The 15,251-nt window shown below is 62.3% G+C and carries 12 protein-coding genes, 1 pseudogene and 1 riboswitch; of the genes and pseudogenes, 4 read left to right on the forward strand and 9 right to left on the reverse strand.

Translation table 11 applies throughout. The features are described 5' to 3' along the window. Positions 1–4 precede the first annotated feature (4 nt). A riboswitch (FMN riboswitch) is annotated at positions 5–152 on the reverse strand. 122 nt (positions 153–274) lie between these two features. The 4 genes from hupB to J2Y48_RS21565 all read right to left on the reverse strand — a co-directional run bounded on the left by hupB (position 275) and on the right by J2Y48_RS21565 (position 5,738). Next, the gene (gene hupB / locus J2Y48_RS21550; protein ID WP_310422326.1) at positions 275–550 is read right to left on the reverse strand and encodes a DNA-binding protein HupB; all 276 of its coding nucleotides are present in this window, start codon (positions 548–550) and stop codon (positions 275–277) included. Between the two features lie 208 nt (positions 551–758). Continuing rightward, entirely contained in the window at positions 759–3,185 is a 2,427-nt protein-coding gene (gene lon / locus J2Y48_RS21555; RefSeq protein WP_310422329.1) for an endopeptidase La, read from the reverse strand. Between the two features lie 352 nt (positions 3,186–3,537). Further along, positions 3,538–4,815: an ATP-dependent Clp protease ATP-binding subunit ClpX gene (clpX, locus tag J2Y48_RS21560; protein ID WP_192243843.1), complete on the reverse strand. Its 1,278-nt coding sequence runs from the start codon at positions 4,813–4,815 to the stop codon at positions 3,538–3,540. 290 nt (positions 4,816–5,105) lie between these two features. Next, positions 5,106–5,738 carry an ATP-dependent Clp protease proteolytic subunit gene (locus tag J2Y48_RS21565; protein WP_310422333.1) on the reverse strand — a complete coding sequence of 211 codons (633 nt, stop codon included), beginning with the start codon at positions 5,736–5,738 and terminating at the stop codon, positions 5,106–5,108. 319 nt (positions 5,739–6,057) lie between these two features. Here J2Y48_RS21565 and ggt point away from each other — a divergent pair, with 319 nt between their 5' ends. The 3 genes from ggt (at position 6,058) to J2Y48_RS21580 (ending at position 10,787) form a co-directional block, all read left to right on the forward strand. Further along, positions 6,058–7,788, forward strand: a complete 1,731-nt coding sequence (ggt, locus tag J2Y48_RS21570; protein ID WP_405030279.1) for a gamma-glutamyltransferase — start codon at positions 6,058–6,060, stop codon at positions 7,786–7,788. Positions 7,789–7,956: 168 nt separating this feature from the next. Continuing rightward, positions 7,957–9,399: an amidohydrolase family protein gene (locus tag J2Y48_RS21575; protein WP_310422340.1), complete on the forward strand. Its 1,443-nt coding sequence runs from the start codon at positions 7,957–7,959 to the stop codon at positions 9,397–9,399. 140 nt (positions 9,400–9,539) lie between these two features. After that, on the forward strand, positions 9,540–10,787 hold the full coding sequence (locus J2Y48_RS21580; protein ID WP_310422345.1) for a cytochrome P450: 1,248 nt from the start codon (positions 9,540–9,542) through the stop codon (positions 10,785–10,787). A 66-nt stretch (positions 10,788–10,853) separates the two neighbouring features. Here J2Y48_RS21580 and J2Y48_RS21585 read toward each other — a convergent pair whose 3' ends face one another. From J2Y48_RS21585 to J2Y48_RS21600, 4 genes are all read right to left on the reverse strand, one after another. Beyond that, positions 10,854–11,198 (reverse strand): cupin domain-containing protein, encoded by a 345-nt coding sequence (locus J2Y48_RS21585; RefSeq protein WP_310422349.1) that lies wholly within the window; start codon positions 11,196–11,198, stop codon positions 10,854–10,856. Between the two features lie 89 nt (positions 11,199–11,287). Next, positions 11,288–12,571, reverse strand: a complete 1,284-nt coding sequence (locus tag J2Y48_RS21590; protein ID WP_310422352.1) for an O-acetylhomoserine aminocarboxypropyltransferase — start codon at positions 12,569–12,571, stop codon at positions 11,288–11,290. 197 nt (positions 12,572–12,768) lie between these two features. Beyond that, positions 12,769–13,197: a CoA-binding protein gene (locus tag J2Y48_RS21595; protein WP_310422355.1), complete on the reverse strand. Its 429-nt coding sequence runs from the start codon at positions 13,195–13,197 to the stop codon at positions 12,769–12,771. Between the two features lie 87 nt (positions 13,198–13,284). Then, positions 13,285–13,722: a CoA-binding protein gene (locus J2Y48_RS21600; RefSeq protein ID WP_310422358.1), complete on the reverse strand. Its 438-nt coding sequence runs from the start codon at positions 13,720–13,722 to the stop codon at positions 13,285–13,287. A 238-nt stretch (positions 13,723–13,960) separates the two neighbouring features. Between J2Y48_RS21600 and J2Y48_RS21605 the strand changes: the two genes are divergently transcribed. Continuing rightward, entirely contained in the window at positions 13,961–14,797 is an 837-nt protein-coding gene (locus J2Y48_RS21605) for an EamA family transporter (protein WP_310422361.1), read from the forward strand. Positions 14,798–15,166: 369 nt separating this feature from the next. Here J2Y48_RS21605 and J2Y48_RS21610 read toward each other — a convergent pair. Then, positions 15,167–15,251 (reverse strand): annotated as a pseudogene (locus J2Y48_RS21610) (elongation factor Tu); the annotation flags it as partial.

The raw sequence follows: 15,251 nt of genomic DNA on the forward strand, positions 1-15,251 counted from the left end.
ACGCAATCATTCTCTTTCATCCGGACTGTAACCGTCGGCTCCGGATTCGCACCGGATCTGCTGACCCTTTCCGATGGATGGAAAGGCGCTCGCGGGCTTGGGCTAGTACCCTTACCGCCGGTGGGGACTTTCACCCCGCCCTGAGAACGACGCACCCGTAGAGCAATCCGCCGGAGCCTGCAAGACCCCGGAAATGCGAAAGGGTCCGGCTTGAACCGAACCCCTCGACCAACCTGGACGGCCGTCATCGTGACTGGCCGTCCGGCGCACCCGATCAGCCGTTTACGGCGTCCTTCAGGCCCTTACCGGCCGAGAACTTCGGCACGTTGCGGGCAGGAATGTCGATCTCCGCGCCGGTCGAAAGGTTACGGCCCTTCGAGGCTTCGCGACGCGATACGGAGAAATTGCCAAAACCGACGAGGCGAACGTCGCCGCCGTTCTTCAGTTCGCCCTGGATCGTCTCGAATACGGCGTCGATAGCCGACGCGGCATCCGTCTTCGACAGGCCGGACTTCTCTGCAACTGCGGAGACGAGTTCGTTCTTGTTCATGTTTCCACCCCTTTCATACGGTTCGAAACGACTCATACATAAGTCGGGGGCAGAATACGCATCGACCTTGCCGCCGCAACGGGGTTTCGTCCACAAACGTTGAAATTCCGGGCTTTTCACAGCCTTTTTCAACGAAAAAGGCCGGCGTTGCCGCCGACCTTTTGCGTTTCTGCCCTGCAAAGGGCAGATTTTAAGGCTTCGTTTACCCTCAGTGGGCGACCGCAGCCCCGGTTTCGTCGACCGATTCGACGGTTGCAACCGGCTTCGATTCAACCATCGACGGATCCCATTCGATCGGTTCCGGCTTGCGGACCAGCGCGTGTTCGATCACCTCGCCCATGCGCGAAACCGGAATGATCTCCATGTTGTTCTTCACGTTGTCCGGGATCTCCGCCAGGTCCTTGGCGTTTTCTTCCGGGATCAGCACCTTCTTGATGCCGCCGCGAAGCGCTGCAAGCAGCTTCTCCTTGAGACCACCGATCGGAAGGACCCGACCGCGCAGCGTCACCTCGCCCGTCATCGCAATATCCTTCGAGACCGGAATGCCGGTCATGATGGAGACGATGGCGGTCGCCATGGCGATACCGGCCGACGGACCATCCTTCGGCGTCGCGCCTTCCGGCACGTGCACGTGGATATCGGTCTTGTCGAAGCGCGGCGGCTCGATACCGAAATCGATAGCGCGCGAGCGGACGTAGGATGCCGCCGCCGAAATCGATTCCTTCATGACGTCCTTCAGGTTGCCCGTGACCGTCATGCGCCCCTTGCCGCCCGGCAGGCTCACGCCTTCGATCGTCAGCAGCTCGCCGCCGACCTCGGTCCAGGCGAGCCCCGTGACGACACCCACCTGATCCTCGCGCTCGGCTTCGCCGTGGCGGAAGCGCGGCACGCCGAGGAAGTCGTGGATGTTGTCCGCCGTCACCTCGACCTTCGTGGCCTTGCCCTTGATGATCTCGGTCACCGCCTTGCGCGCGAGCTTCATCAGTTCGCGCTCGAAGTTACGCACACCGGCCTCGCGGGTGTACTGCTGGATTATCGCCATCAGCGCACCGTCGGTGACGGAGAATTCCTTCTCCTGCAGCGCGTGATCGCGGATCGCCTTCGGCAGCAGGTGACGCTTGGCGATTTCGCGCTTCTCGTCCTCGGTGTAGCCGGCGATGCGGATCACTTCCATGCGGTCCATCAGCGGCGCCGGAATGTTCAGCGTGTTTGCCGTGGTCACGAACATCACGCTCGACAGGTCGTACTCGACCTCGAGGTAGTGATCCATGAAGGTCGAGTTCTGTTCCGGATCCAGCACCTCGAGCAGAGCCGACGATGGATCGCCGCGGAAGTCCATGCCCATCTTGTCGATCTCGTCGAACAGGAAGAGCGGGTTGGACTTCTTCGCTTTCTTCATCGACTGGATGACCTTGCCGGGCATCGAGCCGATATAGGTGCGGCGGTGGCCGCGGATCTCGGCCTCGTCGCGCACGCCGCCCAGCGCCATGCGGACGTACTCGCGTCCCGTAGCCTTGGCGATCGACTTGGCAAGCGAGGTTTTGCCGACGCCCGGAGGACCGACGAGGCACAGGATCGGGCCCTTGATCTTGTTCGAGCGCGCCTGCACGGCCAGATACTCGACGATGCGCTCCTTGACCTTGTCGAGGCCGAAATGGTCCTCGTCCAGGATCTTCTCCGCATTGTTCAAGTCCGCCTTGACCTTGGACTTCTTGTTCCAGGGAATCCCGGTCAGCCAGTCAAGGTAGTTGCGCACGACGGTCGCTTCCGCCGACATCGGGCTCATCTGCCGCAGCTTCTTCAGCTCGGCGTCCGCCTTCTCGCGTGCCTCCTTCGACAGCTTGACCTTCGAGATCTTCTCTTCCAGTTCGGCCATCTCGTCGCGGCCGTCCTCGCCGTCGCCGAGTTCCTTCTGGATCGCCTTCATCTGCTCGTTCAGATAGTACTCGCGCTGGGTCTTCTCCATCTGGCGCTTGACGCGCGAGCGGATGCGCTTTTCGACCTGCAGGACGGAGATCTCGCCTTCCATGAAGCCGAGCGCCTTTTCAAGGCGCAGCTTGACGCTCGTCGTCTCGAGCATTTCCTGCTTCTCGACGATCTTGATGGAGAGGTGCGAGGCGACCGTGTCGGCCAGCTTCGAATAGTCCTCGATCTGGCTCGCGGCGCCAACGACTTCCGGCGAAATCTTCTTGTTGAGCTTTACGTAATTTTCGAACTCGGAAACGACCGAGCGCGACAGCGCCTCGATCTCGACGGCATCTTCTTCCGGCTCGGGCAGAACGTGCGCCATAGCCTCGTAGAATTCGTCGCGATCGGTGTAATTTTCGATCTCGGCGCGGGCACGCCCCTCCACCAGCACCTTTACGGTACCGTCGGGAAGCTTGAGCAGCTGCAAGACATTGGCAACCGTACCGACCTTGTAAATCGCGTCGGGTTCCGGATCGTCGTCACCAGCGTTGATCTGGGTGGCAAGCATGATCTGCTTGTCCGTACCCATTACCTCTTCCAGCGCACGGATGGACTTCTCGCGGCCGACAAACAGCGGCACGATCATGTGTGGGAACACCACGATATCGCGCAGCGGCAGAACCGGGTATGCCATGTTTTCCTGCGCGCCAGACGTTTTCTTCGTCATGTCATGTCCTTTCCAACTTCCCGTTGCCGGGAGCTGATGCCGGGCGCCCTGTTGCGCTTAAAATCCGGCCTACTTTTTCCATCCACAAGTGGAGTACCGTAAACTACTTTTCAAGCCCGCGGGGAGTCGCCTCGGACAGACTGCTCAAGAGAACCAAAGTTTAGCTCAGGACCTATCGCGGGGCTTACATGCACCCCGATCACAAGGATACTCACCGTCTCCGCAACCCAGCGAAGCCGAACTGGGTTGCGCGCTTGACCACCATTTACGGGCACCGCAGCAGCGCGACACGCGGCCGATGATATGGCGAAGGCCCACCTGGGGCGGGCCTTGCACAGGTCACGGCAGCGCGTCAGGCGGACACGTTCGCCTTCTCCTCCGAGCGTTCCGAATAGATGTAGAGCGGGCGAGCCGAACCCTTGACGACCTCGTCCGAAATGACGACTTCACGCACGCCTTCGAGCGTCGGCAACTCGAACATCGTGTCGAGCAGGATCTTCTCCATGATCGAGCGCAGGCCGCGGGCGCCGGTCTTGCGCACGATCGCCTTGCGGGCGATCTCGCGCAGCGCGTCCTCGTGGAAGGTCAGTTCCACGTCCTCCATCTCGAACAGCCGCTGATACTGCTTGATCAGCGCGTTCTTCGGCTCGGACAGGATCTGGATCAGTGCATCCTCGTCGAGATCCTCGAGCGTCGCCAGCACCGGCAGACGACCGATGAATTCCGGGATCAGGCCGAACTTGACGAGATCCTCCGGCTCGAGGTCGCGCAGGACTTCGCCGACGCGGCGATCTTCCGGCGAACGCACGGTCGCGCCAAAGCCGATCGAGGTCTTCTCGCCACGGGCGGAGATGATCTTGTCGAGGCCGGCAAAGGCGCCGCCGCAGATGAACAGGATGTTGGTCGTGTCGACCTGGAGGAATTCCTGCTGCGGGTGCTTGCGACCGCCCTGCGGCGGAACGGAAGCGACCGTGCCTTCCATGATCTTCAGGAGCGCCTGCTGCACACCCTCGCCCGATACGTCGCGGGTGATCGACGGATTGTCGGACTTGCGCGAAATCTTGTCGACTTCGTCGATATAGACGATGCCGCGCTGCGCGCGCTCGACGTTGTAGTCGGCCGCCTGCAGGAGCTTCAGGATGATGTTCTCGACGTCCTCGCCGACATAGCCGGCTTCGGTCAGCGTCGTCGCGTCGGCCATCGTGAAGGGCACATCGATGATGCGGGCCAGCGTCTGGGCAAGGTAGGTCTTGCCGCAGCCGGTCGGGCCGACGAGCATGATGTTCGACTTCGCCAGTTCGACATCCGAGCCCTTGGCGGCGTGCGCCAGGCGCTTGTAGTGGTTGTGGACGGCGACCGAGAGGATGCGCTTGGCCTGCTGCTGGCCGATGACATATTCGTCGAGGACCTTGATGATGTCCTGCGGCGTGGGCACGCCGTCGCGGGACTTCACCATCGAAGTCTTGTTCTCCTCGCGGATGATGTCCATGCACAATTCGACGCATTCATCGCAGATGAACACAGTCGGTCCCGCAATCAGCTTGCGAACCTCATGCTGGCTCTTGCCGCAGAATGAACAATAGAGAGTGTTCTTGGAGTCGCCGCCGTTGCTGCCGCTGACCTTGCTCATATCACTTTCCTTCCGGCATCCCGCACACGCCGCTCAGGCTGCGCGAACCACTCAACCCACCCGGAGGGCCCGACCTGTACCGCCGGTCCATCAAGGCTCTTTGGGGTACTGGCCGGTCTGGAGAACACACCCCGACCGGTCGCAACGAATCCCCCACCAAACCGCATGCTAGATGACGTCGAACCAACATAGCATTAACGGCCATTATTAACGTCTTTGGCGTGCGGATAAAGCCCATGGACGATTACAAATGTGTCAACCGCCGTTACCCGCGCCCCAAGCCTTTGAAATCAGTCGCCTTGCGAGCCTTCGATCGCCTCGCGAGTCGTGATCACCTTGTCGACCAGACCCCAGTCCAGGGCCTCGTCCGCGCTCATGAAGTGGTCGCGGTCCAGCGTCTGCTCGACTTCTTCGTAAGTCCGCCCGCAGTGCTTGACGTAGACTTCGTTCAGGCGCCGCTTCATTTTGATGATGTCCTTGGCATGGCGCTCGATATCGGACGCCTGCCCCTGGAAACCGCCGGATGGCTGGTGGACCATGATGCGCGCGTTCGGCGTGGCGAAGCGCATGTCCTTGTGGCCCGCGGCGAGCAGCAGCGAACCCATGGACGCGGCCTGGCCGATGCAGAGCGTAGAGACGGCCGGCTTGATGAACTGCATCGTGTCGTAGATCGCCATGCCGGATGTGACGACGCCGCCCGGCGAGTTGATGTAGAGCGCGATTTCCTTTTTCGGGTTTTCTGCCTCGAGGAAAAGGAGTTGCGCGCAGACGAGCGTCGCCATGGAATCTTCGACCGGGCCGGTCATGAAGATGATGCGCTCCTTCAAGAGGCGCGAAAAGATGTCGTAGGAGCGCTCGCCGCGATTGGTCTGCTCGACAACCATCGGCACGAGGCCCAGGGCGGTATCAACGGGATTTCTCATATCAACCCTTTTCAGTGTGACCCGAAACCCTTGCGAAGCGCCGGGAATCAACAGTTTTCATATTCCCTACATAAAGCTTCCGGGTGCCCCACTTCAAGACACGCAGGAACTTTGGCGGTGGTCAATGCCAGATTGCGGTTAACCGGCGAAGCCCTGCGTCCGATATCCACAACGCAATGGGTCATGAGCGTAAAGGAAGCATGAACCCACAGCCCTGCTCCGGTGCGTTTGGCGATTGCCACCCCGGAACCCACCGTTCATAGTATTGCGGCCATTTCGAGGGAGGCATCTCATGCAGGTGAAGATTTTCGCATGCGCAATGGCCGCCGTTCTGCTGCTTTGCCTCCCCGCCCGATCACAGCAGGCCTCCGATAGCACGGCACCGGAACAGGCAACAAAGACTGCGACGGCGAAGGTCGTCACAGCCAAGTCCTACATGGTGGCAGCAGCCAATCCGGTCGCTGCGGCGACCGGTGCGGAGATCCTCGCGCAGGGCGGCAGCGCCATCGACGCGGCCGTGGTCGTGCAGACGATCCTCGGCCTGGTCGAGCCGCAATCTTCCGGCCTCGGCGGCGGCGCTTTCCTCGTCTATTACGATGCAGGAAAGAAGCGCCTGACGACGCTCGACGGGCGCGAGACGGCGCCACAACGGGCGACACCGCAGCTCTTTCTCGACAAGGACGGCCAACCGCTCGAATTCTTCGACGCCGTCGTCGGCGGCCGGTCGGTCGGAACACCCGGCACCGTCAGGCTCCTGCAGGAGGCTCACAATCGCTACGGCGCACTCGACTGGAAGACGTTGTTCGAACCCGCCGCCGCCCTCGCCGACGCCGGATTCGCCGTTTCGCCGCGCCTGGCCGCGCTGATTGCCTCAGAGGGCGACAAACTGAAGACCTACGAGAAAACCAAAGCGTACTTCTTCGACGCCGCCGGGGCACCGCTGAAGGCCGGAACGATCCTGAAGAACCCGGACTACGCCGAAACGTTGCGGGAGATTGCCAGGAACGGAGCGGACGCCTTTTACACCGGTCCAATCGCCGAAGCGATCGTCGATACGGTACGGATGGCAGCAAAGAACCCGGGCGTTCTGACGCTGGACGACCTTGCCATTTATCGCGTTCGCGAGCGGTCTCCCGTCTGCATCGCCTACCGGGCCCTGGAGGTTTGCGGCATGGGTCCGCCCTCCTCCGGTGCCGTCGCGGTCGGCCAGACGCTCGGCATGATCGAGAATTTCGACATCAAGGGGCTTGGCAGCGACAGCCCGCAAAACTGGCGGATCATCGGCGACGCCCAGCGCCTCGCCTTCGCCGACCGCGGCCGTTATCTCGCGGACACGGACTACGTGCCCGCGCCGATCAAGGGGCTTGTCGAGAAAGAATATCTCGGCAAACGCGCGGCCCTGCTCGACGGCGAGCGGGCGCTCGGCAAAGACGCGGTGACGGCCGGCGAGCCGGAATGGGATCATGCTCTCCTGTTCGGCCGCGACGCTTCGCTCGAACTTCCATCGACGAGCCACTTCGTCATCGTCGACCAGAAAGGCAATGTCGTTTCCATGACGACGACAATAGAAAACGGCTTCGGCTCACGACTGATGACGAACGGCTTCCTGCTGAACAACGAGTTGACCGACTTTTCCTTCGAGACGCACGACAAGGGCGTTCCGATCGCCAACCGCGTCGAACCGGGCAAGCGGCCGCGTTCGTCGATGGCACCGACGATCGTGATGAAGGGCGGCAAGCCGCTGCTTGCGATCGGGTCGCCTGGCGGTAGCCAAATCATCGGCTACGTCACTCAGGCGCTGATCGCCTATATCGACTGGGGCATGGATGTCGGCCAGATCGTCTCGATGCCGCACCTCCTCAATCGTTTCGGCACCTTCGAAATCGAGGCGGGCACGGCAGCGGAGAAGCTTGCGAAGCCGCTTCAGGACCTGGGCTATGAAGTGAAGGTTGGCGAGTTGAATTCCGGGCTCCAGGCCATCGAGATCACGGCCGACGGCCTGAAGGGCAGCGCGGATCCGCGCCGCGAGGGCGCGGCGATCGGGAAGTGAGCAGATTTTCAGTGGTCCCGCTTCACGCCAGTCCAATGGCAGCAGCAGCCTTCTGACCCACGCTCGCTGGACAACCGACCGCTTCTTGGCCACACTACCCCTGTTAGTTGCATGCTTCCTTACCTGCCGATGTAGCATCGAAATCAATCCGCAGAAGGAGAGTCCGCAATGATGCGCCTGGGCGGAAAGTACCAGCATCTGGTTCACGACGGTGGCTGCAGCTGCCTATCACCACAGGTACAGCAGGCATCCCGGCGCCTTGAAAACCTGACTCGACGTGGTCTTTTGTCAGGTATCGGAGCGAGCCTGTTGATGGGCGTCCCGCAACTGGGCCTGGCACAGACAACCGAAAAACCGTCGAAGGTTCTCCTCAGGCAGGTCGCATTGTTCGATGGCAAGTCGGCTGCCATTCAACCCAACGCCCAGGTCCTTGTCGAGGGCAGCAGGATTGCCGCGATCGACAAAAGCAACAGCCCGCCGCCATTCGACGCTACGGCTATCGATTGCGGCGGTCGGACCCTCATGCCGGGTTTGATCGACATGCACTGGCATACTATCTTTGCGGCTGTTCCGTTGGTCGATGCAACGTCAGGCGATCCCGGCCTGATCTTCACGGCCTCGACGGCGGAAGCGGAACGCACGCTGATGCGTGGCTTCACGACGGTGCGCGATCTCGGTGGCCCCGTCTTTACGTTCAAGCGGGCGATCGACAACGGCACGATCCCCGGCCCACGCATCTACCCTTCCGGGGCGTTTATCACGACCTCCGGCGGCCATGGCGATTTGCGTTCTCTGACTGAAATACCGCGCAAGCCGGGGCAACTCAGCATCATGGAACAGGCGGGTGGCGCCATGATCGCAGACAGCGTCGGTGAGGTGCAAATGCGCGTTCGCGAGCAATTGCTGCAGGGCGCCTCGCAGATCAAGGTCGTGGGCGGCGGAGGCGTGTCGTCGCCACGCAGTCCGCTCGACATGACGACATTCAGCGAACAGGATCTTGGCGCCGCCGTGGCCGTCGCACGGGATTGGAACACCTATGTGACCGTCCACGCCTATGCGCCGAACACTATCCAACGCGCCATTTCGGCCGGTGCGGCCTGCATCGAGCACGCGCACCTGATCGATGAAGACACAGCAGCAATGATGGCCGACCGGGGAATCTGGCTCAGCACCCAACCGTTCCTCTCCGCTGAAGACTCCGTGCCCCTCACCGGCCCATCGGCCGCGCGGATGCAGCAGGTCATCGCCGGCACTCCGATTACCTACGAACTCGCCCGCAAGCACGGCATCAAGACCGCCTGGGGTTCCGACATGCTGTTCTCTCCGGCAGTGACGGCGCGGCAGGGAATCATGCTCACCCACCTCAGCCGCTGGTACTCAAACGCGGAAATCCTGACGATCGCCACGTCGACGAATGCGGAACTCCTGGGTTTGTCCGGTCCGCGCAATCCCTATGACGGCAAGCTAGGTGTGATCGAGGCCGGAGCATTCGCGGATATGCTCGTGGTCGACGGCAACCCGCTGGAGGATATCCACCTCCTGAGCGATCCCGACAAGAACCTGGCCGTCATCATGAAAGATGGCAGGATTCATAAGAACACTCTGATGTAACGGTGCTCGTCCAGCTGCCGGATGCACGCCAGTGTCAATCCGAGACAGGCGATGCGCGCGATCGCTCGCGCTATGCACAATCCCCCTTGCCGTGCAATGGCGCACTGTTGCGAACCGTCGAAATCCGCTAGATCTCCCGCATGATTAAGCAATTCCCCTTCCTCTCCATCGACGCCGCCGCCCGCCGCGTTTCCCTCGACGCCCGCGATCCCGCCTTCTATCGCGATCCGAACCCGGTCTATGCGGCGCTTCACGCGCACGCTCCAACCTTCTGGTGGGAGGAGCAGAAGCAGTGGTACTTCACCGGCTACGACCAGGTGAATGCGCTTCTGCGCGACCGCCGCTTTGGCCGACAGATCCTGCACGTGGCGAGCCGCGAGGAGCTCGGCATGCCCGAACCGGCCCCGCATCTGACCCATTTCGACGCCGCGGAGGCCTGGTCGCTGCTGGAGCTCGAACCGCCGGAGCACACGCGGCTTCGCACCCTCGTCAACCGCGCCTTCGTCTCCCGCCAGATCGATCGGCTGCGGCCGGAGATCACCGACCTCACCAACCGGCTGATCGACGGCTTCGAGAAGGACGGCAAGGTGGAACTGTTGTCGGCCTTCGCCGACATCGTGCCGGTGACGATGATCGCGCGGATGATCGGCATTCCCGACGAAATGGGACCGCAGCTTTTGAAGTGGTCGCATGCCTATGTGCGCATGTACATGTTCGGCCGCACCGAGGCCGACGAGCATGCCGCCGACAGGGCGGCGGCGGAATTTGCCGACTACGTGCGTTCCGTCATCGCCGAGCGCCGCGCCAATCCGCGCGACGATCTTCTGACGCACATGATCCACACCGAGCACAAGGGGCAGCTTCTCACCGAGGACGAGCTGATCTCGACGACGATCGTGCTGCTGAACGCCGGGCACGAGGCGACGGTGCACCAGATCGGCAATGCGGTGCGCAGCATCCTCGACAGCGGGCTTGCGCCGGAAGCCATGTTCGCCGACGAGAAGGCGACGGAGCGGACGGTGGAGGAAGCCCTGCGCATCTGCGCGCCGGTACACATCTTCGAGCGCTATGCGCTTGAGGACGTCGAGGTCGAGGGCACCCCCTTCAAGCGCGGCGACAAGGTCGCGCTGATCCTGGCGGCGGCGAACCTCGACCCGAAGAAGTTCAGCGATCCCCTTACCTTCCGGCCGGACCGTGACGAGGGCCCGAACCTTTCCTTCGGCGCCGGCATCCATTTCTGCATCGGCGCGCCGCTCGCACGGTTGGAGCTCAACATCGTGCTGCCGATCCTGTTCCAGCGGCTGCGCGGCATGCGACTTGCCGAAACGCCGGTCGTCAAGGACGTCTACCACTTCCACGGGCTGGAGCGGCTCGATCTGGTGTGGTGACGGGTCGGAAGCCGCGCGCCTTGCCGGCGTGCGGCTTTCTGGTTTCGACCCTGTCCGCGTCTTGCCTTAGAGGCGGATCACATAGTCCTTGCGGGTCGTCTCGACGACTTCCCAGGTGCCCTTGAAGCCCGGCCGGAGGATCAGGCGATCGCCCGCCCTGAGAGTGATTATCTCACCGTCGTCGGACGTGACGATCGAGTGACCGGAGAGAATGTTGAAATACTCCCACTCGTCGTACTGGATGCGCCACTTGCCGGGCGTCGATTCCCAGACCCCGCAATAGATGCCGCCATCGGCCTCCTCGAGGTTCCAGGTGCGGAATTCCGGATTGCCGGAGATGAGACGGTCTTCGGCCGGACGGCCGATCTCCGGTTCGATGGCTGCGATATCGAAGCCGATGGTCTTGCTCATAATATATCCGATCGTCGTTGCTGCTCAGCCTCCACACCCCGAAGACCGAACTGTCCTCGGGATGTTTGCTGGGTCTGCGAAACAGCCGCTTACGCCTTCGCCAGCGACTGCTCGAGGTCGGCGATGATGTCGGCGACGTCCTCGATGCCGATCGACAGGCGCACGACATCCGGGCCGGCACCGGCGGCGGTCTGCTGTTCCGGCGAGAGCTGGCGGTGGGTGGTCGAGGCCGGATGGATCACCAGCGACCGCGTGTCGCCGATGTTGGCGAGGTGCGAGAGCATTTCCAGCCCCTCGACGAAGCGCTTGCCCGCCTCGTAACCGTCCTTCAGGCCGAAGGTGAAGACCGCGCCGGCGCCCTTGGGCGAATAGCGCGTCTGCAGCGCGTGGTTGGGATCGCTTTCCAGGCCGGAATAGTTGACCCAGGAAACCTTGTCCTGCGCCTTCAGCCACTTGGCGACAGCGAGCGCGTTGTCGCAATGGCGCTGCATGCGCAGCGGCAGTGTCTCAATGCCGGTCAGGATCTGGAAGGCGTTGAAGGGCGAGATCGCCGGCCCCAGATCGCGCAGACCCAGCACCCGGCAGGCGATGGCGAAGGCGAAGTTGCCGAAGGTCTGGTGCAGAACCACACCGGCGTATTCCGGCCGCGGCTCGGCGAGCGCCGGATACTTGCCGGACGCCGACCAGTCGAAGGTACCGCCGTCGACGATGATGCCGCCCATCGAGTTGCCGTGACCGCCCAAAAACTTCGTCAACGAATGGACGACGATGTCGGCGCCGTGCTCGAACGGCCGCACGAGATAAGGCGTCGCCATGGTGTTGTCGACGATCAGCGGCAGGCCGTGCTTGTGGGCGATCGCGGCGATCGCGGCGATGTCGACGAAGGTGCCACCGGGGTTGGCAAGGCTTTCGATGAAGATCGCCTTCGTTTTGTCGTCGATTTGGCTTTCGAAGCTCTCAAGGTTGTCGGTATCGGCCCAGCGGACATGCCAGTCGAAGTTCGCGAAGGAATGGCCGAACTGGTTGATCGAACCGCCATAGAGCCGGCGTGCGGCGACGAAGTTGTCTCCGGGTCGCATCAGGGTGTGGAACACGAGCAGCTGCGCGGCGTGACCTGAAGCCACCGCCAGCGCGGCCGTCCCGCCCTCGAGTGCTGCCACCCGCTCCTCCAGCACCGCCTGGGTCGGGTTCATGATCCGGGTGTAGATGTTGCCGAAGGCCTGCAAGCCGAAGAGCGAGGCGGCGTGGTCGGCGTCGTTGAAGACGAAGCTAGTCGTCTGATAGATCGGGGTCGTGCGCGCGCCGGTCGTCGGATCCGGCGCCGCACCGGCATGGATGGCGAGGGTTGCAAAACCCGGCTTGTTCTTCGTCATATGGAAAACCTCCCTTTGGCATGCCCCTGCTCAAAGGCGGGAAACATACGCACATTCAAAGCGGTGAGAGCCGACACGGGCCGGCGCAATGCACGGCACTATTCCAGACCGGCCAAAGCCGGTCAAAGGAAGATTTTCCGTTAAACAGCAATATGATGGCAAGTTCGATCGGCCGCGACGCCAAACGGGAAAAAGCGTTAGCCAATCAACCGGGGATACTCAATCGCGGGGCAGCGATCCATGACAACCCTGATCCCGGCAGCTTCCGCGCGGGCGGCAGCGGCGTCATCGCGCACGGACAGCTGTCCCCAGATCACCTTCGGCAATGGGGATACCGCAAGCACCTCGTCCACGACACCGGGCAAGGCCGGCGCCGCGCGAAAGATGTCGACCATGTCGATCGGCTCCGGAATATCGGCGAGACGGGCGTAGACTTTCTGGCCATGGATCTCCCTGTCCGCCTGGCCGGGATTGACGGGGATCACGCGATAGCCCTTGCGCAGCAGAAAGGCCATGACGCGATTGCTCGGCCGTTCCGGATTGGGAGATGCACCGACGAGTGCGATGACCCTGGTCGTCCGCAGGATGTCCGCGAGATAGTAGTCCGCATAGCCGTCGTGTTTCATGCCGCCTCCTGAATTGACAAACAGCAGGAGCCCGCGGCGCATGTCAATATGCAGCAGACATGCAATTGACGTAAGGCAAGGGTGATCTCAGGCGTGGGTCCGCGCGAGCATCGGATATTCCGTCACCGGGGAGCGGTCCATGACGACATGCACGCCTACGGCCTCGGCCTTCTCGGCCGCTGCGTCATCGCGCACACCATACTCACCCCAAATCACCGCGGGTCTTGGATCGAGCGCCAGAACTTCGTCCACGACAGCGGAGAACTGCGGCGACGCCCGAAAGACATCGACCATGTCGATCGGCTCGTCGATGTCGGCAAGGTGGCCGACCACGGTCTGGCCAAGTATCGTCTTTCCGGCATGGCCGGGATTGACGGGGATGACGTGATACCCTTTGCCAAGAAGAAAATTCATCACGCCGTGACTCGGCCGAGACTGGTTGGGCGACGCGCCAACCACGGCAATCGTGTGCACCGACCGAAGGATGCCGCAGATGTAGGTCCCGGGATAGCAATCGTGGTTCATCGAAGCCGCCTCCGTCGGCTGGGGCACAGGGCAAGCTGCACTCCCGATCCGTTACACAGATTCATTATACGTCATCTCGCCCACAATCGCGAAATCGCCGTGCAGCAGCGCTCTATCGATCCGGCGTGGAAATAATTCGGTCCTCCTCAAATTCAGCGCATTGCAAACCAAATCAGGGCAGGTAGATTTCGGCGACCACCCGCCCCTAGATGCCCAGCCGAACAGACCGAGGTTCTCCGTGCCGATTGACGTAATTGCGCTTGTGCTGCTCGGCGCGGCCCTGCATGCCGTATGGAACGCGATGGTCAAGGCGGGCAGCGACAAGTCACTGGATGCAGCGATGATCGCCCTCGGGGCCGGTGCATTCGGCCTCGCCTTTCTGCCCTTCGTGCCGCTGCCCAGGCCCGCAGCCTGGCCCTTCATCGCAATCTCGGCGATCTTTCAGTTCGCCTACTTCCAGCTGGTCGCCGCCGCTTATCGCGCCGGCGACATCGGCCTTGTCTATCCGCTGATGCGCGGGACAGCACCGCTGATCGTCGCCTCGACCAGCGGCCTGGTGCTCGGCGAGCATCTCTCGGCCGGTGCCCTGACCGGTATCCTGATCATTTCCGCCGGCGTACTGACGCTCGCCTTCGAATCCCGCCACGGCGGCCGCCACGCCTTCCTGCTGGCACTCGCCAACGCCTGTGTCATCGCCTCCTACACATTTGTCGACGGCGCCGGCGCGCGCATTTCCGGCAATGCGATTTCCTACACGTTGTGGATGGCGTTATTGCCGCCGGTTCTCCTGTTCAGTTGGGCGATCTACAAGCGCGGCACCGATGTCGTGGTGAACCACGTCCGGCGCAACTGGCAGCGCGGACTGATTGGCGGCGGCGGCTCGATCGCCTCCTATGGCCTGGCCCTGTGGGCGATGACAAAGGCTCCCGTCGCGACGGTCGCTGCGCTGCGCGAGACAGCCATCCTGTTCGCCCTGCTGATCTCCGTGGTGATCCTCAAGGAGAAGGCCAGCATCTGGCGCTACATCGCCGGCGCCATGATCGCTGCCGGCGTGCTGGTGTTGCGGTTGGGGTAGCGCTCCGCGATAGCGGGTGAACCAAGGCGGGCCGAACTGTCAGAGGTCCGATGAGCGAAGACGGGTGTCTCGCGCTCAACGCCTTGCTGCCGGTACCTGATTGCCAATAGCGGATACGACAGCGCTGACACCGTGAGCCCGAGCCGCGCGTCCCGTCATCGAAGAGCCGCAAGATGCCCTCCGCTACGACACGACCCTCCACTGCAGCGCGACAAGGCCGAAAACCTGTTCGCCAAGTTCATGGAGTGGCGGCGCATTGCGACGCGCTACCGCCGACTTGCCAAACATTCCGCTTTCGGCTGCCTTCGCCCAAAAGCAAAAGGCCCCGCGGTTTCCCGCGAGGCCTTCTGATTGCTCAGTCGCCGTCGATTACTCGACGATCGAGGCTACGATGCCGGCGCCGACGGTACGGCCGCCTTCGCGGATGGCGAAGCGCAGCTTTTCTTCCATGGCG

Origin of the sequence: Mycoplana sp. BE70 (genome assembly GCF_031455855.1) — a bacterium.
Lineage (GTDB): Bacteria > Pseudomonadota > Alphaproteobacteria > Rhizobiales > Rhizobiaceae > Mycoplana.

Bases quoted from the DNA above. Each gene is read 5' to 3' on its own strand.
- hupB (WP_310422326.1), bottom strand. From the start codon at position 550: ATGAACAAGAACGAACTCGTCTCCGCAGTTGCAGAGAAGTCCGGCCTG.
- lon (WP_310422329.1), bottom strand. From the start codon at position 3,185: ATGACGAAGAAAACGTCTGGCGCGCAGGAAAACATGGCATACCCGGTT.
- clpX (WP_192243843.1), bottom strand. From the start codon at position 4,815: ATGAGCAAGGTCAGCGGCAGCAACGGCGGCGACTCCAAGAACACTCTC.
- J2Y48_RS21565 (WP_310422333.1), bottom strand. From the start codon at position 5,738: ATGAGAAATCCCGTTGATACCGCCCTGGGCCTCGTGCCGATGGTTGTC.
- ggt (WP_405030279.1), top strand. From the start codon at position 6,058: ATGGCCGCCGTTCTGCTGCTTTGCCTCCCCGCCCGATCACAGCAGGCC.
- J2Y48_RS21575 (WP_310422340.1), top strand. From the start codon at position 7,957: ATGATGCGCCTGGGCGGAAAGTACCAGCATCTGGTTCACGACGGTGGC.
- J2Y48_RS21580 (WP_310422345.1), top strand. From the start codon at position 9,540: ATGATTAAGCAATTCCCCTTCCTCTCCATCGACGCCGCCGCCCGCCGC.
- J2Y48_RS21585 (WP_310422349.1), bottom strand. From the start codon at position 11,198: ATGAGCAAGACCATCGGCTTCGATATCGCAGCCATCGAACCGGAGATC.
- J2Y48_RS21590 (WP_310422352.1), bottom strand. From the start codon at position 12,571: ATGACGAAGAACAAGCCGGGTTTTGCAACCCTCGCCATCCATGCCGGT.
- J2Y48_RS21595 (WP_310422355.1), bottom strand. From the start codon at position 13,197: ATGAAACACGACGGCTATGCGGACTACTATCTCGCGGACATCCTGCGG.
- J2Y48_RS21600 (WP_310422358.1), bottom strand. From the start codon at position 13,722: ATGAACCACGATTGCTATCCCGGGACCTACATCTGCGGCATCCTTCGG.